General features: G+C 61.0%; 23 protein-coding genes and 2 pseudogenes. 8 read left to right on the top strand and 17 right to left on the bottom strand.

Annotated features, from left to right (window positions below; all coding sequences use genetic code 11):
• Positions 1 to 219 precede the first annotated feature (219 nt).
• The 5 genes from rpsD to HFO99_RS17860 all read left to right on the top strand — a co-directional run bounded on the left by rpsD (position 220) and on the right by HFO99_RS17860 (position 4,641).
• The gene (gene rpsD, locus HFO99_RS17880) at positions 220 to 837 is read left to right on the top strand and encodes a 30S ribosomal protein S4 (RefSeq protein ID WP_017964499.1); all 618 of its coding nucleotides are present in this window, start codon (positions 220 to 222) and stop codon (positions 835 to 837) included.
• Between the two features lie 102 nt (positions 838 to 939).
• The gene (locus HFO99_RS17875) at positions 940 to 1,869 is read left to right on the top strand and encodes a glutaminase (protein WP_130682789.1); all 930 of its coding nucleotides are present in this window, start codon (positions 940 to 942) and stop codon (positions 1,867 to 1,869) included.
• A gap of 60 nt (positions 1,870 to 1,929) precedes the next feature.
• The gene (gene ttcA, locus HFO99_RS17870; protein WP_222335010.1) at positions 1,930 to 2,799 is read left to right on the top strand and encodes a tRNA 2-thiocytidine(32) synthetase TtcA; all 870 of its coding nucleotides are present in this window, start codon (positions 1,930 to 1,932) and stop codon (positions 2,797 to 2,799) included.
• A 149-nt stretch (positions 2,800 to 2,948) separates the two neighbouring features.
• Complete coding sequence (locus HFO99_RS17865) at positions 2,949 to 3,776, top strand: inositol monophosphatase family protein (protein WP_222362581.1); 828 nt, start codon at positions 2,949 to 2,951, stop codon at positions 3,774 to 3,776.
• A 40-nt stretch (positions 3,777 to 3,816) separates the two neighbouring features.
• The gene (locus tag HFO99_RS17860; RefSeq protein ID WP_222362579.1) at positions 3,817 to 4,641 is read left to right on the top strand and encodes an inositol monophosphatase family protein; all 825 of its coding nucleotides are present in this window, start codon (positions 3,817 to 3,819) and stop codon (positions 4,639 to 4,641) included.
• Positions 4,642 to 4,664: 23 nt separating this feature from the next.
• On the opposite strand, the gene HFO99_RS17855 is transcribed toward HFO99_RS17860, so the two are convergent.
• The 7 genes and pseudogenes from HFO99_RS17855 to HFO99_RS33445 all read right to left on the bottom strand — a co-directional run bounded on the left by HFO99_RS17855 (position 4,665) and on the right by HFO99_RS33445 (position 10,398).
• The gene (locus HFO99_RS17855) at positions 4,665 to 5,138 is read right to left on the bottom strand and encodes a GNAT family N-acetyltransferase (RefSeq protein WP_222362577.1); all 474 of its coding nucleotides are present in this window, start codon (positions 5,136 to 5,138) and stop codon (positions 4,665 to 4,667) included.
• A 64-nt stretch (positions 5,139 to 5,202) separates the two neighbouring features.
• The gene (locus tag HFO99_RS17850; RefSeq protein WP_222251471.1) at positions 5,203 to 6,042 is read right to left on the bottom strand and encodes an alpha/beta hydrolase; all 840 of its coding nucleotides are present in this window, start codon (positions 6,040 to 6,042) and stop codon (positions 5,203 to 5,205) included.
• A 99-nt stretch (positions 6,043 to 6,141) separates the two neighbouring features.
• Positions 6,142 to 7,422, bottom strand: coding sequence for a multidrug effflux MFS transporter (locus HFO99_RS17845; protein ID WP_222362575.1), 1,281 nt, complete (start codon positions 7,420 to 7,422; stop codon positions 6,142 to 6,144).
• Positions 7,423 to 7,458: 36 nt separating this feature from the next.
• Positions 7,459 to 8,664 carry a multidrug effflux MFS transporter gene (locus tag HFO99_RS17840; protein ID WP_222362573.1) on the bottom strand — a complete coding sequence of 402 codons (1,206 nt, stop codon included), beginning with the start codon at positions 8,662 to 8,664 and terminating at the stop codon, positions 7,459 to 7,461.
• Between the two features lie 137 nt (positions 8,665 to 8,801).
• Positions 8,802 to 9,137 carry a Grx4 family monothiol glutaredoxin gene (gene grxD / locus HFO99_RS17835; protein WP_017964491.1) on the bottom strand — a complete coding sequence of 112 codons (336 nt, stop codon included), beginning with the start codon at positions 9,135 to 9,137 and terminating at the stop codon, positions 8,802 to 8,804.
• Between the two features lie 144 nt (positions 9,138 to 9,281).
• The gene (locus tag HFO99_RS17830) at positions 9,282 to 10,103 is read right to left on the bottom strand and encodes a c-type cytochrome (RefSeq protein WP_222362571.1); all 822 of its coding nucleotides are present in this window, start codon (positions 10,101 to 10,103) and stop codon (positions 9,282 to 9,284) included.
• 63 nt (positions 10,104 to 10,166) lie between these two features.
• Positions 10,167 to 10,398: pseudogene (locus HFO99_RS33445) on the bottom strand (hypothetical protein).
• 165 nt (positions 10,399 to 10,563) lie between these two features.
• Between HFO99_RS33445 and HFO99_RS17825 the strand changes: the two are divergent.
• Positions 10,564 to 11,745 (top strand): hypothetical protein, encoded by a 1,182-nt coding sequence (locus HFO99_RS17825; RefSeq protein ID WP_222362569.1) that lies wholly within the window; start codon positions 10,564 to 10,566, stop codon positions 11,743 to 11,745.
• Between the two features lie 35 nt (positions 11,746 to 11,780).
• On the opposite strand, the gene HFO99_RS17820 is transcribed toward HFO99_RS17825, so the two are convergent.
• Positions 11,781 to 12,014 carry a BolA/IbaG family iron-sulfur metabolism protein gene (locus tag HFO99_RS17820; RefSeq protein ID WP_003540079.1) on the bottom strand — a complete coding sequence of 78 codons (234 nt, stop codon included), beginning with the start codon at positions 12,012 to 12,014 and terminating at the stop codon, positions 11,781 to 11,783.
• 19 nt (positions 12,015 to 12,033) lie between these two features.
• Complete coding sequence (purL, locus tag HFO99_RS17815; RefSeq protein WP_222362567.1) at positions 12,034 to 14,268, bottom strand: phosphoribosylformylglycinamidine synthase subunit PurL; 2,235 nt, start codon at positions 14,266 to 14,268, stop codon at positions 12,034 to 12,036.
• 260 nt (positions 14,269 to 14,528) lie between these two features.
• Here purL and HFO99_RS17810 point away from each other — a divergent pair.
• A pseudogene (locus HFO99_RS17810) lies at positions 14,529 to 16,267 on the top strand (aconitase X).
• Between the two features lie 92 nt (positions 16,268 to 16,359).
• Here HFO99_RS17810 and HFO99_RS17805 read toward each other — a convergent pair.
• The gene (locus HFO99_RS17805; RefSeq protein WP_222362566.1) at positions 16,360 to 16,923 is read right to left on the bottom strand and encodes an acyloxyacyl hydrolase; all 564 of its coding nucleotides are present in this window, start codon (positions 16,921 to 16,923) and stop codon (positions 16,360 to 16,362) included.
• A gap of 125 nt (positions 16,924 to 17,048) precedes the next feature.
• Positions 17,049 to 18,467 (bottom strand): PLP-dependent aminotransferase family protein, encoded by a 1,419-nt coding sequence (locus tag HFO99_RS17800; protein ID WP_222362564.1) that lies wholly within the window; start codon positions 18,465 to 18,467, stop codon positions 17,049 to 17,051.
• A gap of 81 nt (positions 18,468 to 18,548) precedes the next feature.
• On the opposite strand from HFO99_RS17800, the gene HFO99_RS17795 reads away from it, so the two are divergent.
• Positions 18,549 to 18,806 (top strand): DUF1127 domain-containing protein, encoded by a 258-nt coding sequence (locus HFO99_RS17795; RefSeq protein WP_222362562.1) that lies wholly within the window; start codon positions 18,549 to 18,551, stop codon positions 18,804 to 18,806.
• 27 nt (positions 18,807 to 18,833) lie between these two features.
• On the opposite strand, the gene HFO99_RS17790 is transcribed toward HFO99_RS17795, so the two are convergent.
• The 6 genes from HFO99_RS17790 to HFO99_RS17765 all read right to left on the bottom strand — a co-directional run bounded on the left by HFO99_RS17790 (position 18,834) and on the right by HFO99_RS17765 (position 24,111).
• Positions 18,834 to 19,229: a hypothetical protein gene (locus tag HFO99_RS17790; RefSeq protein ID WP_222251462.1), complete on the bottom strand. Its 396-nt coding sequence runs from the start codon at positions 19,227 to 19,229 to the stop codon at positions 18,834 to 18,836.
• Between the two features lie 44 nt (positions 19,230 to 19,273).
• Positions 19,274 to 19,945, bottom strand: a complete 672-nt coding sequence (gene purQ, locus HFO99_RS17785; RefSeq protein ID WP_222251461.1) for a phosphoribosylformylglycinamidine synthase subunit PurQ — start codon at positions 19,943 to 19,945, stop codon at positions 19,274 to 19,276.
• Complete coding sequence (locus tag HFO99_RS17780) at positions 19,942 to 20,496, bottom strand: RNA 2'-phosphotransferase (protein ID WP_222362560.1); 555 nt, start codon at positions 20,494 to 20,496, stop codon at positions 19,942 to 19,944. Before HFO99_RS17780 ends, purQ begins: the two co-directional genes overlap by 4 nt.
• A gap of 44 nt (positions 20,497 to 20,540) precedes the next feature.
• Complete coding sequence (purS, locus tag HFO99_RS17775) at positions 20,541 to 20,783, bottom strand: phosphoribosylformylglycinamidine synthase subunit PurS (RefSeq protein ID WP_222251459.1); 243 nt, start codon at positions 20,781 to 20,783, stop codon at positions 20,541 to 20,543.
• 15 nt (positions 20,784 to 20,798) lie between these two features.
• Positions 20,799 to 21,563 carry a phosphoribosylaminoimidazolesuccinocarboxamide synthase gene (gene purC, locus HFO99_RS17770; protein ID WP_003540062.1) on the bottom strand — a complete coding sequence of 255 codons (765 nt, stop codon included), beginning with the start codon at positions 21,561 to 21,563 and terminating at the stop codon, positions 20,799 to 20,801.
• 250 nt (positions 21,564 to 21,813) lie between these two features.
• Positions 21,814 to 24,111, bottom strand: coding sequence for a putative bifunctional diguanylate cyclase/phosphodiesterase (locus tag HFO99_RS17765; RefSeq protein WP_222362559.1), 2,298 nt, complete (start codon positions 24,109 to 24,111; stop codon positions 21,814 to 21,816).
• Positions 24,112 to 24,141: the final 30 nt, after the last annotated feature.

The raw sequence follows: 24,141 nt of genomic DNA, 5'->3' as shown, positions 1-24,141 counted from the left end.
CTTTCAGGGTTTGCCGCTGTTGACATTTTCATGACGGCCCTCTAAAGACCGCCGCAAGCACCGGGCAGCAATGTCCGGTGTTTCATTTGACATGTCCCGTGGATCGTTCCTGTTCGCTAACCGGAACATCCTGTCAGATCTCGGCAGAGATCAGAGGAGGGCGTGTTTCCTTCGTGCGGTTTGGCAACAAACCGTCTTAAACCTTTGAAAGGAAATACGATGAGCAAGCGCGAATCGTCCAAGTACAAAATTGACCGCCGTATGGGCGAAAACATCTGGGGCCGTCCGAAGTCCCCGGTGAACCGCCGCGAATACGGCCCAGGCCAGCACGGCCAGCGCCGCAAGGGCAAGCTCTCGGACTTTGGTGTGCAGCTGCGCGCCAAGCAGAAGCTCAAGGGCTACTACGGTGACCTGCGCGAAAAGCAGTTCCGCGCGATCTTCGCCGAAGCCGACCGCCGCAAGGGCGACACCTCTGAAAACCTGATTGGCCTCTTGGAATCGCGCCTCGACGCGATCGTCTATCGCGCCAAGTTCGTTCCGACGGTCTTTGCTGCCCGTCAGTTCGTCAACCATGGCCACGTCTCGGTCAACGGCGTACGCGTCAACATCGGTTCCTACCGCTGCAAGGCCGGCGACGTCATCGAAGTTCGCGAAAAGTCGAAGCAGCTGGTGATCGTTCTGGAAGCCGTCAGCCTCGCCGAGCGCGACGTTCCCGATTACATCGAAGTCGATCACCACAAGATGGTCGCAACCTTCGGCCGCGTCCCGACACTCAGCGACGTTCCGTTCCCGGTCGTTATGGAACCGCACCTGGTCGTCGAATTCTATTCGCGTTAATGCATTCGTCTCGCAGTCGAAACCGATTGCGAGACAACAGCATGCGTCGATATACGGAAAGCCGCTCTTTCGAGCGGCTTTTTTGCGACCTGGAGAGAAGCAATGGCAGATTTGCAGGCGACCCTCGATAGCATCTACGCCGATATCCAGCCGCGGATCGGCGAGGGCAAGGTCGCGGATTATATTCCCGAGCTCGCCAAGGTCGACCCGAAGCAGTTCGGCATGGCGATCGTCACCGTCGACGGCAGGGTCTATCGTGTCGGCGATGCCGATATCGCCTTTTCGATCCAGAGCATATCGAAGGTCTTCATGCTGACGCTGGCGCTCGGCAAGGTCGGCGAGGGGCTGTGGAAGCGCGTCGGGCGCGAACCTTCCGGATCGGCTTTCAACTCAATCGTCCAGCTCGAGCACGAGAGCGGCATCCCCCGCAACCCCTTCATCAATGCCGGCGCCATCGCCGTCAGCGACGTCGTCATGGCCGGCCATGCGCCGCGCGAGGCAATCGGCGAGCTGCTGCGTTTCGTGCGCTATCTCGCCGATGACGAGTCGATCACCATCGACGACAAGGTGGCGCGCTCGGAAACGCAGACGGGATACCGCAATTTCGCGCTTGCCAACTTCATGCGCGCCTACCGCAATCTCGACCATCCCGTCGATCACGTGCTCGGCGTTTATTTCCATCAATGCGCCTTGTCGATGAGCTGTGAGCAGCTGGCCCGCGCCGGGCTGTTCCTGGCGGCGCGCGGCAGCAATCCGACGACCGGCCATTCGGTGGTCTCGCCGAAGCGGGCGCGTCGCATCAATGCGCTGATGCTGACCTGCGGCCATTACGACGGCTCGGGCGACTTCGCCTATCATGTCGGCCTGCCCGGCAAGAGCGGCGTCGGCGGCGGCATCTTCGCGGTGGCGCCCGGCATCGCCTCGATCGCGGTGTGGTCGCCGGGGCTGAACAAGGTCGGCAATTCACAGCTCGGCGCTGCGGCATTGGAAATGCTCGCAGCGCGCACCGGCTGGTCGGTTTTCGGCGATTGACGCTGTGTTGCCAGATGGGTTTCTGCTAGAGCAAATGTGGAATTTCCGTAGGACGAAGCAATGAATATCGCAGCCAACATCGCCGATGATTTGGAAACCGGCGAAGCCGACACCGGCGGCCATGCGCTGTTTGCCGATGCACCGCGCTCGGTCTCCTTCAACAAGCTGCGCAAACGCCTGCTCCGGCAGGTGCGCCAGGCTTTCGACGATTTCGACATGCTGAAGGGCCAGAAGCGCTGGCTGGTCGGCCTTTCGGGCGGCAAGGATTCCTACGGGCTGCTGGCGCTGCTGCTCGATCTCAAATGGCGCGGCCTGCTGCCGGTCGAACTCATCGCCTGCAATCTCGATCAGGGACAGCCGAATTTTCCGAAGCACGTGCTGCCGGCTTATCTTACGAAGGTCGGCGTCCGCCACCGGATAGAATATCGCGATACCTATTCGATCGTGAAGGAGAAAGTGCCTGAAGGCGCCACCTATTGTTCGCTCTGTTCGCGGCTGCGGCGCGGCAATCTCTACCGCGTCGCGCGGGAAGAGGGTTGCGATGCGCTGGTGCTCGGTCATCATCGCGAGGACATTCTCGAAACCTTCTTCATGAATTTCTTCCATGGCGGCCGGCTCGCCTCGATGCCGGCAAAGCTTCTGAACGACGAGGGCGATCTGATGGTGCTCCGGCCGCTTGCCTATGCCGCGGAGGACGACCTCTCGAAATTCGCCGCCGCCATGCAGTTTCCGATCATCCCCTGCGATCTCTGCGGCTCGCAGGACGGGCTGCAGCGCAATGCGATGAAGGACATGCTCGCCGATATCGAGCGGCGGATGCCGGGCCGCAAGGATACGATGCTGCGGGCGCTTTCGCATGTGAACCCGTCGCATCTGCTCGATCCGAAACTCTTCGACTTTTCCACCCTTGGTGTCACCGAACCTTCATGAATGGGCGGCTACTGCATAATTCCTTAAATCGGAATCGATCTAAGGATAAAATTATGCAGCAATTTAAATGTTACAGCGTCCTTTGCGCGTCTAAAAAGACGCGCGGCGCTGTAAGCAGGCTGGCCATTGCATCAAGGACAGGATTTCGCATGACTATTTCAGATCAGGATATTCTCTTTCTCGGCGATTGCGTCAGGGAGGCGGCGCGCGCCGAAATCATGCCGCGCTTCCGTAATCTCGACGCTGCCGATGTTTCGGAAAAGACTTCGGCAATCGATCTGGTGACGCAGGCTGACCTGCTTGCCGAACACCGGATCACCGTGGCGCTGAGAGAGCGCTTTCCCGCAGCACTCGTCGTCGGCGAGGAGGCTTATGACGCCGACCGGTCCGTCGTGCCAGCACTTGCCGATGCCGAGCTCGCCTTCGTCATCGACCCTGTCGACGGGACGTTCAATTTCGCCGCCGGGCTTCCTGTCTTCGGGACCATGTTGGCGATGACCGTCAGGGGCGAGACGGTCGCCGGCATTATTCACGATCCCGTTCTCGGCGACACAGTGACCGCGATCAGGGGGGCAGGCGCCTTTCTGACACGTCGGGACGGGCAGTCGACAAAGTTGAAGGTCGCCGAGCCTGCTAGCCTGAACCAGATGGTCGGCGGCCTGTCATGGAGCCACATGGACGAACCGGATCGCGCGCGCATCTGCGCCAACATGGCGAAGATCCGGATGACCTTCGCCTTCAACTGCTCGGCCTACGAATACTGGATGGTTGCCTCCGGCAAGATGCATTTCATCGGCCATGCGAAGCTGATGCCCTGGGACCACCTGGCCGGCGTGCTGGCGCATCAGGAGGCCGGCGGCCATACGGCGAAATTCGACGGCACGCCCTATCGCCCCGGTGAGACGACGGGCGGCATCATCTCCGCGCCCGACCGGGAGAGCTGGCAACTCATCCGGCGCGAGATCGTCGGCATCTGATTCAAGCTTCTCCTGAGAGACCTAAGCCTGGGGATTTGACATGACTTCGACTGTCGATGCGACCGTACTTGCGGATCTGCTGCGCCGCGCGGCGAAGGCGGAGATCCTGCCGCGCTTTCGCCGGCTTGGTCAGGACGACGTGCGCGCCAAGAGCGAGGCCACCGATCTCGTCACCGAGGCCGATGAGCAGGCCGAGCGGATGATCAAGGCGGAAGCTGCGCAACTCTGGCCGAGCGCACTGTTCCTCGGCGAGGAATCGGTCGCGGCCGATCCGGATTTGCTCGGCAGCCTCGAGCATGCCGATCTCGCGATCGTCGTCGATCCGGTCGACGGCACCTTCAATTTCGCCGCCGGCATCCCGGCCTTCGGCGTCATGGCGTCCGTTATCTCCGGCGGCGAGACGATTGCCGGTATCATCTACGATCCAATGGGCGACGACTGGGTGATGGCGGAAAAGGGCGGCGGTGCCTGGCTGCGGCGGCCGGACGGCGGCGCCGAGCGGCTCTCGGTCGCAGCTCCGGTCGAACTGGAGCACATGGTCGGCATGGCCTCGACCGGCTACTTGCCGAAGGAAAAGCGCGCCGAAGTGCTCGCCAATCTCGCCAAGGTGCGCTTCCTCACCAATTATCGCTGTGCCGCCCACGAATACCGCACTTTTGCCGGCGGCCATGTGCATTACCTCATGTACAACAAGCTGATGCCCTGGGATCATCTTGCCGGCACGCTGATCTCGCAGGAGGCCGGCGCCTATGCGGCGCGTTTCGACGGTTCGCCCTACCTGCCGCATCATCTCGATGGCGGGCTGCTGATTACCCCCGACAAGGCCTCCTGGGAGGTGCTGCGGCGTGCGGTGTTCACGGTCTGAACAACGGCTCGACCTGCCGCATGTTACTGGTAGAGCTTTTCCATGAGAAAGTTTTCCAGGCCTTGCCCACGCTTCTCGACGATTTGTTTCGTTATGACGCGGAAGCCTTTGCGCTCAAAAAACGGTCGGGCCGTTCTGCTGGCTTCGGTATAGATTCGGCTAACCTCCAGTTTCAGGGCTTCGTCTTCGACCCTGCTCAATAGCCGACTTGCGACTCCAAGGCCCTGGAATTCGGGGTGCACAAACATCATGTCCAGGCATCCGTCGCCGGTCAGGTCGGAAAACCCGACAGGCTCTCCGTCAAATTCTGCGATCCAGGCAGGCCTGCTTATCCTTCGCTCTGCCCATAGTTCGCGATCTTCCACCTTTGCCCAAGCCTGTATTTCAGCGGGTGAGTAGTCTTTCGACGCGACCTCTCGAATGGCGCGCAGAAAAATTTCAATCGTCGCGTCCACGTCGAGTGGTGCGTAAGGCCTGATCAGAATTCGGTCGTCCATCGAGGGTGCCTTTCCGCGCACTGCCGTGGATTGAACTATCGATCAAATCACTGCAGCGCTCACGCTATAGCATCTGAAGAATATGTTCCCACGCGAGTCGTCCCAATTGAGCGTCGGCCTCGTCACTTCCACCATGAGCGCGCACAGATGATCGGGGAGTCGTTTCGCCCGGCAGCAGAATGCGATGGCCCGCATCTTCTCCCAAGACAAGCTGGGTGAGTAAGCCGGAAGCTGCGCGCCTTCGAACAAGCGACACGGCAAATTTGTCTGATGGCCAGAGCGCGTCATCGCATCCCGCTACGAGCAGAATTTCGGCATTCGTTTTCTCCAAAGGGATAGCCGCTGCGTCGATCTCAGACTCGTGCATATCGAGACATCTTTCGAACAGATCCCTATAGGCGACCAAGCCGTCTCTGTATTCCCGCGCCCATTCTGGATCTGACGAAACAAAAGGAAGCGGTGTACCTCGCAATGTCCACGACGAGCGCTCGGGCCAGCTGATGCCATCAAGACCGGGACCAATATTTCCCCAGACGACTGAAGAAGGGCTTATTGCCACGACCGCGCTGATGCGCGGATCGTATACCGCCGTGAGCAGCGCAGCTTCGGCGCCTTTCGATGTCCCCACCAGGACGATGCGTTTACAACCGAGTTCGATCAAGTAATCAGTGGCAGCGAAAAAGGTTTCCAGCGGCACCTCGCAAATGCCTGGCACCTGGCCTTCGCCGCCGAACCAGCGAAGCGCTATGACCGTTGCCCCCTGGCTTGCAAACAACCTGGCGCGGGCCACATCGACCCGGCCACTGGAGCCGCCGAGCACCACCATGCCTGTGCTGGCATCCGGTTTGACTTGAATTATCTCGCCCTGCAATGGCGGAGGGAGACGTTGATATTCTGCATCCAAAATCAGGCTCCTTCGTCCAGGGGCTTCCAGATTCAGAAACGGCAGAGTGCCACTTAATGCAATGCCGCCGGAGACCAGTCGGTCGGACAGATTTCCATTTCAGAAATGGGCAGCACCCGGATCGAGTTGTGGACTGTCGCCGGGGTGGGTGAACAGCTTGCCATTTTCCGCCCAGAGGGTGGCTGCGATCGTCACCGCGCCGAAAAACGCGAAGCCGCCGAAGAGCGGCTGCACTGTGCCGTTGAACATCTGGCCGACCAGGCCACCGAGAATAGCGCCGGCCGTCGTCGAGACGAAGCCGGTGATGGCGGTCGCCGTACCGGCGAGATTGCCCATCGGCTCGAGGCTGATCGCGGTGAAATTGGTGGCGATCACGGCAAACATCATCAACACGATGGAGAAGATGCCGTAGGCGACGGCGAAATCCGGCTTGCCGACCAGTGCGAGGAAAAAGCCGATGGCCGACAGCGCCGTGAAGATCAGCAGGGCAGCGTGCGAGATGCGGCGCATGCCAAATTTGCGCACGAAGAAGCCGTTGGCGAAATTGGCGACGGCGATGCCGCCGGCGGTGGCCGCAAAGGCGATCGGCAGCCAGTCGCCAAGGCCGTAGACCTCGCCGAACACCTGTTGCACCGAGATCACATAAGCGCTGATGACGCCGGTGAACATGGTGAGGCCGATCATATAGCCGCAGGTGATCCGGTTGGTGAGCACGGTCTTGAAGCCATCGACGACAGAGCCGACCGACAGCGGCAGCCGTTCTTCCGGCGGCAGCGATTCCTTCAGCCGCAGGAGAGCCCAGACGAACAGGATAGTGGCGATGATGCCGAGCAGGATGAAGATCCAGTGCCAGTTGGCATAAAGGATGATGAGTTGGCCGACGGAGGGGGCAACGATCGGCACGATCATGAAGACGATCATCACATAGGACATGACGCGGGCCATTTCGCGGCCACCGAAGCAGTCGCGAACCATGGCCATGGTCGTTATGCGCACAGCAGCACCGCCCACACCCTGAACGAAGCGCATGACGAGCAGCATTTCAAAGCTGCCGGTTGCTGCGGCGGCAAACATTCCGACAACATAGCAGGCGAGGCCGCCGAGCAGGATGTTGCGGCGGCCGAAGGTATCCGAAAGGCTGCCGAAGAAGATCTGCGAGACGCCGAATCCCAAAAAGAACACGCCGATGATCAGCTGCCCGTCGTTGGTATTGGTGACGCCGAGAGAATGGCCGATATTGGGCAAAGCCGGCAGCATGCTGTCGATTGCCATGGCGACGCTGGCGGTCATGATGGCGATGGTGACGACGAATTCGCCAAAGCCCATGCCGATGCGGCGGGAGCCCTGGTTTTCCTGGTGCGGTTTATGCGGCGACGTCATGTTATTGAGATCCCGGATGCGAGGGAGGCCGGCCGTTCAGACGGCCGGGTTCTGCTGTTGGAAGAGGCGGCCCTTCTCGGCGATCAGCACAAAGACAAGGCCAATGATCGACACAAAGAAATAACCCGCGACCATCGGCAGCGCGGTGCCGTCGAAGGCCTGGCCGATGCCGGCGCCGATGAGGGCGCCGCCGACCGTGCTCATGAAGCCGAGGACCGAGGAGGCGGTGCCGGCGACGTGGCCGAGCGGCTCCATGGCGAGCGAATTGAAGTTTGAGCCGATCCAGCCGAACTGGAACATGGCAAGGCCGAAGAACGAGATGAACAGCGCGAAGGGCATCGGCTCGGTGCTGGCTATCTGGACGATCAGCCAGATGGCGTTGATGGCGATAAAGCCGAGCAGCGAGCCGTGCGACAGGCGGCGCATGCCGAGCTTGCCGACAAAGCGCGAATTGAAGAAGGACGACAGCGACATGAAGATCGCCACGCCGGCGAAGGCGAAGGGGAAATAGACGCCTAGATCGTAAATGCCGACATAGACCTGCTGGGCCGAATTGATGAAGCCGAACAGCGCGCCAAAGATGAAGGTGCTGGCGATGGTGTAGCAGAGCGCGACGCGATTGGTCAGCACCAGCTTAAAGGCGCCGAAGATGGAGCGGGAGGTGAAGGGACGGACATTGGCGGGATGCAATGTTTCCGGCAGGCGGAGATAGGCCCAGACGGCAATACCAGTCGCCATGGTGGCGATGAAGAGGAAGATCAGGTGCCAGTTGCCGAAGAACATGACGATCTGGCCGGTGCCGGGCGCAATGACCGGTACGATCATGAAGACCATCATGATCAGCGACATGACTTCGGCCATCTGCCGGCCGCCATAGATATCGCGAACGATTGAGACGGTGATGACGCGGGTTGCGGCCGAACCGACGCCCTGCACGAAGCGCAGGGCGAGCAACCCTGCAAAGGACGGCACGAAGACGATACTGATAGCGGACAGGATATAGATGACGAGACCGATCAAAAGCGGCGTGCGGCGACCGAAACGGTCAGAGAGCGGCCCGTAGAACAGCTGGGCACAGCCGAAGCCGAGCAGATAGGTGGAGACGACGAATTGCCGGTGATTTTCGCTCTCGACGCCGAGGCTGGCGCCGATCTGCTGCAAGGCTGGCAGCATGATGTCGATCGCCAGAGAGTTGACGGCCATCAGGAAGGCGGCGAGCGCGATAAATTCTCGCTTGCCCATGGGCAGGCGGCCCGCGGACACGGCTTGTGATGAATCTGTCACAATGAAATTCCCATAAACAGGCTAAGGCGCTGCTTGCCGCAGCGCCTCGGACTCAAGATACAGATTTGGAAACCGGGCGGACGCCCGGTGACCGGTCAGGAGGCGGCGCGCACCGCGATGCCGTTTTCCTGGAGGTGCTGCTGCAGTTCGCCAGCCTGGAACATTTCCCGGACGATGTCGCAGCCGCCGACGAACTCGCCCTTTATGTAAAGCTGCGGGATTGTCGGCCAGCTGGAGTATTCCTTGATGCCCTGGCGGATTTCCGAATCGGCGAGCACGTTGACGCTCTTGTAGTCGACGCCGATGTAATCGAGAATCTGTACGACCTGGCCGGAGAAACCGCACTGCGGAAACTGCGGCGTGCCCTTCATGAAGAGGACGACGTCGTTGCTCTTGATTTCGTTGTCGATGAATTCGTGAATACCGCTCATGGGACCTAATCCTTTCAACAGGCGGGTTAAAGGCCCGCCGTTTCAATCGTTGCCTTTAGATAGCATGCGACAGCAGGAATTCCAGCCGCCCGAACCAAAAAAAGACCAATTCGGGCAGGCCGTTGCCGGGTTGTTGCCGTCGCGTTACGGTCGGTGGGCCAGATAGATCTGAATCTGCTCGATTTCAGTATCGGTGAAGTGGCTGAAATCCCATTGTGAAACCTGCGTCATCACGCCGAGATCGCGGCCGCCGACACCCTTGCCGCTGCGCAGCAGCGTCTTGAAATCGGCAGCCGAATAGGATTGTGCCAGGGGCTTAAGCGCCGGTGCCAGGAAGGCTTCCGACTGCTTTGCCGTATCGAGATTGTGGCAATGGCTGCAGTCGGTCCTGAAGGCATATTCGCCGATATCGGCCGGACGCGTGGCGGCAGGGGCGATGACGGCGGGCACCAGATCGGCTTCGAAGGGGATTTTGTCGAGCGCCAGGCCGATTCGCCCGAGCGGTCCCCATTGTGTCGTTCCCACCACCGCGTCGGGAAGCTGCTTCAGACTGCGCAGCCAGGCAATGATCGCCGCCATGTCGTCATCGGTGATATTGGCGAAGTTGCTTGCCGGCATGATGAAGACACCGGTGCCGTCTTTCTTGATGCCGTGGCGGATGAGGCGCACGAGTTCAGCATCGCTGTATATGGGCACGAAGCGGGTCAGGTTCGGCGCGACGATGCGGCCGACGCCCGGCTCATCGATGAGCACGTTGCCGGCATCGTGATGACAGCCGCCGCACATCAGCGTGCGGGCGCGGCGTTCGGCTTCTTCCGCAGACAGCGTCGTCTTTACGGTGAAATCGGCCGCTGCGACGTCATAGGTCCTGGAGAGACGCATCTCCGATAGGGCGTATACGCCGGCAACGGCGATGAGACAGATCGCGACAACGGCCGCGAGAATAATTTTCACAATGCGCATCATCGCTTCATGCCCCCAATAGCGCCGCAGAACTCGTCCGAAAACTGCTCACATTTTCATTGTACCTCAACTGCGGCGTTGACGGCTGCGGCCGGCGGCGGTGCGGCGCTTGCTGACTTGTTTGCGGAGAGGCTTGGGTTTGGCCGAGGTCGCCTTGCGCGCAGCTGTCGTCGTCGCGGCCGGGCGTGTCTTACGCCTCTTGCGCTTCGTCGTAGCGCGGCCGGTGGTTTTCTTCAGGATCTCCTTCAGCACGCTGTCGACGACGCCTGATATCAAATTCTTTGACTAGGTCGGCCACAAAACCACTCCGTTCGTGATGGAATCGACATGGATGCTATTGAATTCCGGAAGAGTTCGGTTAGCAAGACGGCTTCGAGACCATAGCTGCTTTTTTGCCCATATCAGCGGCACAGCAGCCGGATCGCAGCAACATGCCGGCCATCTGCCCGGCCGGAAGAGCGGAATGAAACTGATCGAGAAGCGGGTCGTCCTGCATTTCCCGGGCTTCGAGCCGCTTGACGGCGTTGCCCACAGGGCGCGCTACGAGCGTTCGGCGAGGCAGAGTGCCGCCGTCTGGGGCTATTCGGTTGAGACAGGGGCAGCGGACGGGAGGAGCGACCCCGTCAGTTTCGTGGTCACGACGGGTGAGAAGGCTACAGCGCCGGAGGCAGGGGCCGGTTCCGCTGGCTGGCAGACGAAGAGCCGGATCCACATGGTCGATCACGATACGCTGGTAAGCAGGTTGCGCAGCGGCAACACGCTGAGCCAGATCATTGCGGGCTTCCGAAGCTGCGCCGAGATCATGCTCGAAGGCGGGATGCGGGGATATTTTCGCCACGCCTGGCGCTTCGGCCTGTTCTTCCTCTTCCCGTTCGTGCTGACGGCACTGGCGATCGCGCTGACGGCGCAGATCGCCATCCTGCCCTATGCTCTCGGTTTTTCGCCCTGGCACATGCTGTGGAGCGGACCGCTGGCGCTTTGTTTCTTCGTCTTCGCCTTCCTGCCGTTTTCCGAGCGTTTCCATACGCTGCATCTCTTTGCCGATTGGGAAATGGCTGTGGCGCTCGGCCGCATGGACCGGACAGATTTCAACGGCTGGCTGGAGGATCGGGCCACCGCCGTACGCACGGCGCTTGACGAAGAGGCGGACGAATATGTGATTTCCTCGCACAGCATGGGATCGAGCGTCGCCGCCCATGTCATCGGCATATTGCTGGAAAGAGAGCCGGAGATATTCAAAGGCAAGCACGTGGTGTTTGCCACCCTCGGCAGCGCCATCCTGCAATGTGCGCTCATGTCATCGGCGACACTGCTTCGCGCCCGCGTCGGGCTGATCGCCCGCTGTCCCGAGATTTCCTGGCTCGACGTGCAGTGCCTGACGGATTCGATCAATTTCTACAAAGTGCCTGTCGTCGCCGTCTCCGGCCATGCGGATGCGCCCCAGGCGAAGATGATCCTGATCCGCGTCAAGCAGATGCTGACGCGCGAGCACTATCGCAAGATCCGCACGGACCAGCTTCGTGTCCACCGTCAATATGTGCTTGGGCCTGATCTGCAGGCGCCCTTCGACTTTACGCTTTTGACATCCGGGCCAATGCCGGCCTTGGTCTTTGCCGATCCCGATGAAAAGAGAATGCCCGGCTGAGGGCCGGGCATCGTCATCCAGATTTGCGTCGGGCTCTATTCCGGCGCCGAAGTCTGCAGGGCCAGAGCGTGCAGTACGCCGCCCATATTGCCCTTCAGCGCCTCGTAGACCATCTGGTGCTGCTGCACGCGGCTCTTGCCGCGAAAGGCTTCGGCCACGACTTCGGCGGCGTAGTGATCGCCGTCGCCCGCCAGATCGCGGATCGTCACCTTGGCACCGGGAATCCCAGCCTTGATCATGTCTTCGATATCGCCGGGTTTCATGGCCATGATCGTTACTCCTTGCGCATCATTCCGCAGCGGCAAGTTCGCCGCGGCCTTCCATGAAATCAGGGAACCACGATTCATGGGCATCGCGCAATTGTTGAATCGGCAGCGAGATGAGATCGCCGACGACGAGCGCCGTTCCTCCGACCGTGCCCAGACGGCGGAAAGGAACGCCGCCACCTTCCGCATTGATGCAGACGAAATCGGCGACATCGGCAGGCAAGGTGAGGACGTAGCGCGCCTGATCCTCACCGAAGAGCAGCGCATGTGGTGCACCCTTGCCTTCGCTCAGATCGATCGTCAGGCCTTGGCCCGAGGCCATCGCCATTTCGGCGAGCGCCACGGCAAGGCCGCCCGAGGAGATGTCGTGGCAAGCGGTCGCCTGGCCATTGCGGATGACGGAGCGAACGAAATCGCCATTGCGGCGCTCGGCAAACAGATCCACCTCCGGTGCCGGACCTTCGCGGCTGGAAAGCACGTCGCGCAGATAGACGGACTGGCCGAGATGGCTGCCGTCGACGCCGATCATGATCACCTTGTCGCCGTCGTTGGCGGTGCCGATGCGAGCCATCTTGCGCCAGTCCGGCAGCAGGCCAACACCTGCGATCGTCGGGGTCGGCAGAATGGCGACGCCGTTGGTCTCGTTGTAGAGCGAGACGTTGCCTGACACGATCGGGAAATCCAGCGCGCGGCAGGCCTCGCCGATGCCCTTCACCGCCTCGACGAACTGGCCCATGATCTCGGGCTTTTCGGGATTGCCGAAGTTCAGATTGTCGGTGGCGGCGAGCGGTTCGGCGCCTGTCGCGGTGATGTTGCGCCAGCATTCGGCGACCGCCTGCTTGCCGCCTTCGAAGGGGTCTGCCTCGACATAACGCGGGGTGACGTCGGAGGAGAAAGCGAGCGCCTTGGAGGGATGGCCGTCGACGCGCACGACACCGGCATCGCCGCCCGGAAGCTGCAGCGAATTGCCCTGGATCAGCGTGTCGTATTGCTCATAGACCCAGCGGCGGCTCGACTGGTTGGCGGAGCCGACGAGTTGCAGCAGCGCCTGGCCGTAATCCTCGGGTGCGGCGACAAGATTGGCGGGCAGGGGGGCATGCTTGCCGGGTTCGCGCCAGGGGCGATCATATTCGGGGGCCTGATCGCCCAGATCCTTGATCGGCAGGTTGGCGACTTCCTCGCCCTGGTGCATGACGCGGAAGCGCAGATCGTCGGTCGTCCAGCCGACGATGGCAAAATCGAGGCCCCACTTGACGAAGATCGCCTTGGCTTCCTCTTCCTTCTCCGGCTGCAGCACCATGAGCATGCGCTCCTGGCTTTCCGACAGCATCATCTCATAGGCCGTCATCCTCTCTTCGCGGACCGGCACCTTGTCGAGTTCGAGCAGGATGCCGAGATCCCCCTTGGCGCCCATCTCGACGGCCGAGCAGGTGAGGCCGGCCGCACCCATGTCCTGGATGGCGATGACGGCGCCGGTCTGCATCAGCTCGAGGCAGGCTTCCAGCAGGCACTTCTCGGTGAAGGGGTCGCCGACCTGAACGGTCGGGCGCTTCTCGTCGATCGATTCGTCGAATTCGGCCGAGGCCATCGTCGCACCGCCGACGCCGTCACGGCCGGTCTTGGCGCCGAGATAGACGACCGGAAGACCGACGCCCTTGGCTTCGGACAGGAAGATGGCGTTGGACTTCGCAATACCGGCGGCAAAGGCGTTGACGAGGATGTTGCCGTTGTAGCGAGCGTCGAATTCGACCTCGCCGCCGACCGTCGGGACGCCGAAGGAATTGCCGTAGCCGCCGACGCCGGAGACGACGCCGGAGACGAGGTGGCGGGTCTTCGGATGATCCGGCTCCCCGAAGCGCAGCGCGTTCATCGCGGCGATCGGGCGCGCGCCCATGGTGAAGACGTCGCGCAGGATGCCGCCGACGCCGGTCGCAGCCCCCTGATAAGGCTCGATATAGGAGGGGTGGTTGTGGCTCTCCATCTTGAAGACGACGCAATCGCCGTCATCGATGTCGACCACGCCGGCATTTTCGCCCGGGCCCTGGATGACGCGCGGCCCCTTGGTCGGCAGCGTGCGCAACCATTTCTTCGAGGATTTATAGGAGCAGTGCTCGTTCCACATGGCCGAGAAGATGCCGAGCTCGGTGAAGGTCGGTTCGCGGCCGATCAGATCCAGAATACGCTGGTACTCGTCGGGCTTCAGGCCATGGCCCGCGATGAGTTCCGGCGTGATCGGGATGGTGTTTGGAATGGTCATGAGCTCTCGAAAGTCCCTGCCGTTGCGCGTTTTCCGCTCTTTAACCTATGTAGGGACGGCGCGCGACAGGAAAATGCCCGCCGTCAACAGAGGGCGGGCGACTTCTTCGGCCCGTACGGGCGGCCGCTTCTCAGAGTCTGTTTGACAACTTGCTTTTGATTCTCGATCGATAGCAATGGGGCAAGGCTCCGGCCTCAGCTTTTGTGCCGATGATGTTTCCTCTGGAAACTTTTCTTCTTGGTTGATGGTATCGAGATACAATGCCGGACATACAACAACAGGCAGACGAAAAGGTATTTGCCGGGCGCGCGCTTGTGGCTGGCTTCGCTACGGGGTCGATCGTATTCAGCGACACGGCGCTCAGCTTCTGGGGCGGCGTCGACTCCGGACCGGAGAAGTCATCGACCGCCACCATCCCCTGTCGACACAGGTCCTGACAGGAAAAATTCTCGCCATCCCCGGCGGACGCGGCTCGTGTACGGGCAGCAGCGTGCTCATGGAGCTGATCATGAACGGGCACGCTCCCGCCGGCATCGTGGTCTCGCGCCAGGAGGAAATACTGTCGCTCGGCGTGATCGTCGCTGACGAAGTGTTCGGCCGATCGATCCCCGTTGTCCAGCTCTCCGAAGACGACTTCGCCGAGCTGCACTCTATCCCTGAAGTCACCCTCATCGGCGACAAGGTCATCGCGAGCCGGATCGAAACCGCCCCCGGTTTCGATGCCGCCGATCGCACCTATGGAAATTCGATAGCGCTGACATCGAGGGATCGGTCGGCTTTGAACGGGGAAATGGGCAAGGCCGTGCAGGTGGCAATGAGGGCCACGACGCGCATGGCTGAAATTCAGGGAGCGACGGAACTCATCGATATCTCCCAGGTCCATATCGACGGCTGCATCTACACCGGGCCGACCAGCCTGGAATTCGCGAAACGCATGCGGGACTGGGAGGGTAGGGTTGCCGTTCCAACGACCCTGAACTCGATATCGGTGGACCAGATGCGTTGGCGGGAGCAGGGCGTGTCTCCCGACGTCGCCGGACCCGCATCCGAATTGGGTGAGGCCTATGCCTCCATGGGAGCACGAAAGACGTTCACCTGCGCGCCCTATCAGCTGTCGTCCGCACCCAGGCAGGGTGAGCAGGTCGCCTGGGCGGAGTCGAACGCCGTCGTATTCGCCAACAGCGTTTTGGGTGCTCGCACTGCCAAGTATCCTGACTACCTGGATCTGTGCATCGCTCTCACCGGGCGCGCGCCGCTGACCGGGCCGCATATCGCCGACAATAGCCGCGCCAGCCTCGTGGTCAATGTGTCGGGCTTCGTGTCGCGGGATGACATGGTCTACCCCATTCTCGGCTACCACATCGGCAAGCTTGTCGGAGATGAAATTCCGGTCGTGATCGGCCTCGAGACGTGGAAGCCGAATCTGGACGACCTAAAGGCGTTCGGGGCGGGTTTTGCGACGACATCAGGCTCTCCCATGTTCCATATCGTCGGTGTCACGCCGGAGGCCGACAGCCTTGAGAGCATTGTCGGAAGCAAGATCAAGGCGAGGTACGAAATCTGTCCCAAGGACGTCGTGGCGGACTGGAGGAAACTCAACGGCGGGTCTGTGGATGCCATCGAGTTCGTCGCGCTGGGCAATCCCCATTTTTCTTTCGACGAATGCGCGCGGCTGGCCGCGCTCTGCGAAGGCCTGGCGAAACATCCTGACGTCAAGGTTCTGGTTACCTGCAACCGTGCGACGTTCGAAAGGGCTTCCGCTGCGAATCTCGTCGGCAAATTGGCGGACTTCGGCGTAGAATTCGTAACCGATGCGTGCTGGTGCACACTTGCGGAGCCTGTCATCCCAAAATCGGTCGATACAATTATCACCAATTCCGCGAAATTCGCTCACTACGGTCCTGGATTGGGTAAGGCGCTTCGGTTTGGCAGCTTGGCGGACTGCGTCGCGGCGGCTTGTCAGGGCGAGTTGAAGCTTGTTCGTCCCACATGGGACTGAACGGTTCCCCGCCTGCCGATGGTCGATCAGACGGCCGCAATGAGCAGTTCAATCATCCGTCGGCCAACCCGCTGAAATTGTCGAACGGACTGTCAGAACTTATAGCCGACCTGCAAGCCGGCGCGCGTCATGCCGTCGTTCGGCCCGTCGCAGAGATTGGCATGCGAGGAATGGGCGAACTGGGCCATGACATTCCAGTGAGTGTTGAAACGATAGCCGGCGCCCAGATATTCGTGGAAGAGGACGCGACAGCCGAGTTCCGGGCCGTCATCATCGCCCTCGAGATCGCCGGTATGGATGACGCCGCCGAAGCCGGCTTCGGCAAAGAGCTTCTCGTTGAAATCGACCGTCCAGGTGAAACCGGTGAAGAACTGGGTGGCCTCGCCGGACGTGCCGATCGAGGTGCCGAGATGAACGCGGGGATGCAGCAATTGTTGCTGCCAGCCGACCGCTGTGTCGTAGCCGAAAGGATCGAAGAGAGCGGTAATTTCGGGAAAGATACCGTCTTCCCTGGAATGGCCCGATTGTACCGAGGCCGAAGCGCCGAAACGCAATTCATCGAATATCTGTTCGCTGGCATTTGCCGAGCCTGCCATCACTGCCACTGACGCTATAACAAACAATCGCAGAACGACCTTTTTGAAGTCGATCCTCATCTGCTGTCCTTATGATTCCGTTCACCCGGCGGAATGACAAAGAGCTAGCATGAAGGTACGATTCGCGAAGTATTCAGGCACAGGGTTTGGTGTTTTTTCGACTTATGACGTGTATTTGCAACAGGTCATATTTCGCCGTCATAGGCCGAGCCGCCATTTTCCAGCAGCCGGCGCAGGATCATCAGGCCCGAGATCAGTTCCTGCCCTGTTTTCGGCGAGGAAAAACCGACGCGAACGCGATGATAGGGTCTCTCTCCGCGCGCCGCCTTGAACTCGTCCTCGTCGTCGACAAGCACGCCGTCGCGGAAGGCGGCATTCTTGAAGGTGCCCGACATCCAGGGCTCCGGCAGTTTCAGCCAGAGGAAGGGCGCGTGCGGGTGCGATTCGAAATCGAAGCCCTGCAACTGTTCGCGGGCGAGCCGGACGCGCCGGGAGAGTTCCTCGACACTTGCCTTGCGGATCTCGTGCGCCATGCCGCTTTCAACAAGGCGCGCACAGGTCTCCGCCAGGATGAAGGGCAGGCCGCCGGTGATCATCCTGTGCGTCACTTTGATGCGCTGGGCAAAATGCGGCGGGCAGGCGACCCAGCCGCCGCGCACGCCGGCGGCGACCGCTTTCGACAGGCCGTTGACGAGGAAGGTGCGATCGGGCGCAATCGAGGCGAGCAGCGGCGTGTCGTCGTCGGCCATGCCGCCGTAGAGGTCGTCCTCGATCAGCCAGACACTGTGTTTCCTGGCGATTGCGGCGATGGCTGCGCGCCGCTCGTAGGACATGATCGCCAGCGTCGGATTGTGGACGGTCGGCATCAGGAAGGCAATCTTCGGATGCTGCTGCTGGCAAAGCCGCTCGAAATCCTCGGGGATCACGCCGAGCTCATCGGAATCTACCGTGAGCGTGCGGCGGCCGAGGAGGCGGGCGCTACGGCTGACCTGGGTATAGGTGAGATCCTCGAAGACGATCTTGTCGCCTGGCGCCGAGACGGCGGCGACGACTGATATCGCCGCTGCATGGGCGCCGAGCGTCGGCACGATGTTTTCAGTGTCCGGCGTCCAGCCGCTGCGGGCAAGCCACAGGCGGCCAGCCTCGAACCAGTTGCGCGGGAAACTACGGGAATAGGAGGAGATCTCCGAGAGATGCTGCTCGCCGATCTCGGCAAGGATGCCTGCTATGACCTTTCCCTGGCCAAGATCGGGGGCGGCTGTCGTGTCGAAGCGGATCTTGTTCCCAGGCGCATCCTGGATGCGGGTGCCGCCGAGCGAGACGGTCAGCGGATCGAATTGTTCTCCGGGCGGCGTCTCGGAGCGGTTCAGCACATAGGTGCCCCGCCCCACTTCGCCGGCGACCAGGCCGCGCTCATGTACCAGCGCATAGGCACGGCCGATCGTGCCGATCGTCACGCCGATGTCGTAGGCGAGATTGCGCTGCGGCGGCAATTTGCTGCCGGCGGGCAGGGCGCCGCTTGATATGGCGGATTCGATGCTGTCGGCAAGCCGGAGATAGACCGGACCGGAACCGCGGGAAATATCGGGAAGCCAATTTGTCATGGTGACAATTGTATATATTGGCACATTGTACCCGTCAAGAGTAAGAGACAATCCAACGGACGAACCGAGAGGATTCATGGAATGTCTGCCCTGCCTGAGATCAAAATGCCAATTGTACCGATTGTCACTTATGAGGACAGGAGGCAGTTCGTCCTCCCGGACGCGCCTGCCGAGGCGACGACGCGCCTGGACCGGATCTGGGCCGCAGTTCTTCTCTGGCATCAGAAGCGGGAAGGCCGGCGCGCGCTGAGAGGGCTGACGGCGACCGAACTCAAGGATATCGGGGTGTCGCAGTCAGATGCGGCGCGCGAAGTCGGCAAGTCGTTCTTTTGGGACTGAAACGTGATTCGGAACTGACCGGGTCGGTCAGTTGCAGGCCTTGTTGCCACCTGACCAGCGGTTGACGTCGGTGGTGATGCGGCCGGCGACCGGTTCCGACATCATCGGACCGAAGGCCTGCAGGCGCGATGGGCTTCCTTCCGCCTGAACGACGAGCAACGGCCGGCTTTCCGGGCTGCCCTTGTGGACAAGCAGAATGCGCGGCCGGCCGGAGAAGGAATTGAGTTCCGGCGCAAGCTTATAGGCTGCAAAGGCCGGATCGCCCGATTTGAACCAGCAGGCGTTGGCAGCGAGCGCCACGCGTTCCATGGTCGGCAGCGCGGCGCGGTTCGGGCCTGTCGGCGCCGGCGTCTGGCAGGCTGCGACCATGGCTGCGACAGCGGTCAACAGGGCGGCGTTTGCGACGGAGAGGCGAGGGCGCATCGATTGCTCCAGATCCGAACAGAAGGATTTTCGTATGCCGAGGCTCAGGCGGCGATGACGTCGAGCGCCGAGGCAAAGAGGCCACGACCGTCCGAGCCGCCATGGGCAGCTTCGATCAGGTTCTCGGGATGCGGCATCATGCCGAGCACGTTGCCCTTTTCATTCATGACCGCGGCGATGTCGTTGATCGAGCCGTTCGGATTGGTGCCCTCGGCATAACGGAACACCACTTGGCCATTGCCTTCGATCGCGGACAGCGTCGCTTCGTCGGCGAAATAATTGCCGTCGTGATGGGCAACCGGGCAGCGGATGACCTGGCCCTGCGCGTAGGCGCGGGTGAAGTCCGTCTCGGCGTTGACGACTTCGAGCTTGATCTCACGGCAGACGAATTTCAGCGAGGCATTGCGCATCAGCGCGCCGGGCAGCAGGCCGGCCTCGACGAGGATCTGGAAGCCGTTGCAGACGCCGAGCACCTTCACGCCCTTTGCAGCCTTGTCGATGATCGCCTGCATGACCGGCATGCGGGCGGCGATCGCGCCGCAACGTAGGTAATCGCCATAAGAGAAGCCGCCGGGAATGACGATCAGATCGACATCGGGGATCTCGGTTTCCGTCTGCCAGATCGTCACCGGCGGCTTGCCGGAGATCTTGGTCAGGGCGGCGATCATGTCGCGGTCACGGTTGAGGCCCGGAAGTTGAACGACGGCTGATTTCATGGGGTCCCTGCATCTAGCGAAAGATATTGAACTGGAACACTTTCGGCGAGCCATACTCTATTGTCGGAGACAAAGAAAGAATGACCCTCTGAAAACATGCGGGCGGCGTCCACACGCAGGATGATATCTTCAACCTTGCGGCGGGCTGCAACAATTTTCGCCGTTTCGACATCCGCCGACAGATGAACGTGGTGCCGCTGCATCTTCTTCAAGCCTTCGCGCTCGATCGAGTGCCAGTTCGTCAGCGACGTGCCGTGAAAAAGAGCGGCGGGCGGTTCAACCTGGTTCAATGCGAGATCGACATCGACGCTATGACCTTGGTTTGCGCGAATTCTGCCATCGGCGAGCGTGAAGCGCTTCTTTGGATTGTTGTCGACAATTTCGATAATGTCGGCGCGGGAAACGTCGTATTTCGACGCCAACACCTTTTCGACCTCTTCGAACGACACCCAACCCTCGCTATCAAGCGTCAAACCCGCGGCATCAGGCGCATGACGCAAAACATAGCTCATATATTTCGAGACTTCCGTCTCCAGCTTTGCTTTCATCAAGACGCCAAATCCTCAAAGTCCGCCGGACGACGGGTCTGTGATCATCAGTCGATCGCGATTGCGTAATTCTCGATCACCGTGTTGGCGAGCAGTTTTTCGCACATGGCCTTGAGGTCGGCCTCGGCCTCGCCCTTGTCGGCGCCTTCCAGCTCGAGGTCGAAGACCTTGCCCTGTCTTACATGGCCGACGCCCGAGAAGCCGAGGGCGCCAAGCGCACCCTCGATAGCCTTGCCCTGCGGATCGAGAACGCCGTTTTTCAGCGTGACGGTGACACGAGCCTTGATCACTTTGTCTTTCCTGCCTTACTTGACGAGAACCGGGCCGGTGCCGCGCACGGGCTCGTTTTCATTGATGATGCCGAGACGGCGCGCAACTTCGGAATAGGCTTCGAGCAGCCCGCCGAGGTCGCGGCGGAAGCGGTCCTTGTCCATTTTCTCGTGGGTTTCGATATCCCACAGCCGGCAGCTGTCCGGCGAGATTTCGTCGGCGAGGATGATGCGCATCATATCGCCTTCGAAGAGGCGGCCGCATTCGATCTTGAAATCGACGAGCTGGATGCCGACGCCGAGGAAGAGGCCGGTCATGAAGTCGTTGACGCGGATGGCAAGCGCCATGATGTCATCGAGCTCGGCGGGGTTTGCCCAGCCGAAGGCGGTGATGTGCTCTTCGGAGACCATCGGATCGTCGAGCGCGTCGGACTTGTAATAGAATTCGATGATCGAGCGCGGCAGCACGACGCCTTCGTCGATGCCGAGGCGCTTGGCGAGAGAACCGGCCGCAACATTGCGCACGACGATCTCCAGCGGGATCATCTCTACTTCCTTGATCAACTGCTCGCGCATGTTGAGCCGGCGGATAAAATGAGTAGGGATGCCAATCTTGTTCAGATGGCTGAAGATATATTCGCAGATGCGGTTGTTGAGGACGCCCTTGCCATCGATGACTTCGTGTTTCTTCTTGTTGAAGGCAGTGGCATCGTCCTTGAAGAACTGGATCAAAGTGCCCGGTTCCGGGCCTTCATACAGAATCTTTGCCTTGCCCTCGTAGATACGGCGGCGACGGTTCATCGTGGTCATTCTCTATTGTTGGCGCTCTTGGGATAGCGCGAGTGGATCGATCTCGTGGCGTCCCCTTAAAGGAAAAGAGAGGGTTTCACAATCCGCCTGTCGCTCCTTCCCTTGTTTCCGGATTTCGCGGCCTTGGTTTCCAATTTTACGGAATACCGCCAAGAGAATCGAATGAATTCGCAAGAGGAGTTTAGCGCCTTTTCCTCTACTGTGGAATGAAGGCGAAATGGCGGGCCGCTTATGCAGGTTTTTATTTGGCGGCTCTGCCTGGCAGCGCGCGGCGAAGCTGCGTCTGCAGCGCGCGAGCGGCGGTTTGCCCGTGGCGCCAGCTTCCGGCGCGGATGAAGGAGGGGATCTGCATCGCCGGCATCGGCCGGGCGAGCGCGTAGCCCTGCAGCGTGTCACAGTCGAGTTCTTCGAGAATCCGGATATGATCCGCCGTTTCGACGCCCTCGGCGATGACGAGGATGTTCAGCGAGCGGCCGATATCGATGATCGAGCCGACCAATTTGCGCTGCTCGGCCGATTGCGGCAGCATGCGGATCAGCTCGCGGTCGATCTTCAGCGTCTTCGGGCTCAGGCGCAGCAGGCTGACGATCGAGGCATGGCCAGTACCGAAATCGTCGATCTGGATGTCGATGCCGAGCTTGCGCAGCTTTTTCAGGTTGGCGGCCACCGCCTCGTCGCAATCGTCGAGCGAGATCGATTCCAGCAGTTCGAAGGAGAATGTGCCGGGCTCGATCTTCAGGGCGCGAAGCTTCTTGCCCAGATCGGGATCGGCGAGCCGCCTGGCGGAGACGTTGACCGATATCTTCGGGATCGGTAGCCCGTCCTTCAGCCACGCCTTCCGGTCGGCAATGGCGCGCTCCAGGATCAGGGCGTCGATGGTCGAGACGACGTCGAGATCCTCGGCGATATCGAGGAAGCGGTCAGGCGTCAGTAGCCCGTGCACCGGGTGCTGCCAGCGGGCAAGCGTTTCGACGCCGGTGACATCCAGCGTGCGGGCATCGAACTGCAGCTGATAGAAGGGCACGAATTCACTGCGCTCGAGGCCGATCAGGATCTCGTCGGCGAGATGCTTGGCGGAGATGATGTCGCGGCGGGCCGAGGCCGAGAAGAATTCGAAGCGGTTGCGGCCGAGGCCTTTAGCACGATAGAGGGCGATATCGGCGTCGAGCAGTATCTGCTTGGCGTCGAGCTTCGGTCCGCTGTCGATGGCGATGCCGACGCTGGCGCCGAAACGGCAGTCGTGCCCCTCATATCTGACGGGTTTGCGCAATTCGCGGATAACACGTTCGGCAAGGCCGCCGATCTTCTTTGACGCGGGATCGACGGCGCAGAGGATGACGAATTCATCGCCACCAATGCGGGCGACAAAATCGGCGGCGCGGACGGAATTCCTCAGCACGCTTGCGGCATGCTGCAGCATGGCGTCGCCGGCCCGGTGGCCGAGCGTGTCGTTGATCTGCTTGAAGCGGTCGAGATCGATATGGAGGATCGCCAGTGCCAGGCCCTTGGCCCGGCATTCGGCCGAACGCTCGCCCAGCATCTTGTCGAGATAGCGGCGGTTCGGCAGGCCGGTGAGGTAATCGTGCAGCGCCAGGTGCTCGATGCTCTCCTTGGCGAGCTCGAGCTCGCGGTTGCGCGCCTCGGCCAGATCCTTGGCGCGCTGCAGCTCGTTGCGGAGCGCGACTTCCTCGGTCACGTCCCAGTTGGCGCCAATCAGCTTGCGGTGGCCGTTGCCGTCGATGAAGAAGGCTGAGCGGGCGCGGATGACACGTTCGACGCCGTCGCCGCGGATGATGCGGTATTCCTGCTGGAAATCGCGGCCGCTTTCGACGCTACGGTCGGACAAGCCAAGCACGCGCTCGCGGTCATCGGGATGCAGGCTTTTCGCCCAGGCGTCGCTGGCGATCTGCCGCGAGGCGCCCTGGAGGCCATAAATGGCGATGAGGCGGTCGTCCCATTCGACGGTATCATGCTCGATATCGGCTTCGAAGACGCCGATGCGGGAAATCTCCAGCGCCAGATCGAGCCGGCGCGACAAACGCGACAGTGTCTCCTCGGCCTGCTTGCGGGCGGTGATATCGGTATCAGTGCCGATGATGCGCGTCGGCACGCCATTCTCGTCCCATTCGACGCAGGCGCCGCGACACTCGATCCAGACCCAGTGACCGTCCTTGTGACGCTCGCGATATTCGAAGATCTGGTAATCGGGATCGCCGGCGTTCTGCTGGTCGATCGCATGGACGACGAAATCGCGATCGTCGGGATGGACGAGCTGCAGCCAAGCCTCGTAATCGCCGTCGGCTTCCTCGTCGGGCGCCATGCCGCGGATGGTTTTCCATGTCGGCGAGTAATATTTCCGGTCGAGACGGTAATTATGATCCCATACGCCAAGGCCCGAGCCGACAAGCGCATAATTCCAGCGGCTCTCCCGCTCGGCCAGGTCGGGATCGTCGGCTGCCCCATTGCCGATGCCTGCCTCAACCGCTGCGGCATCGCCATGCGGATCACCGGCCTCTGGATGGGCTTTCTTCACGGGCATTCTCGCTTATGTCACCTCGGTGCAGTCTGC

This window comes from Rhizobium leguminosarum (genome assembly GCF_019798305.1).
GTDB classification, from domain to species: Bacteria; Pseudomonadota; Alphaproteobacteria; order Rhizobiales; family Rhizobiaceae; genus Rhizobium; species Rhizobium leguminosarum_U.
Note: the sequence above shows the minus strand (reverse complement) of the source record. Positions and strands in the feature narration are given on the sequence as shown.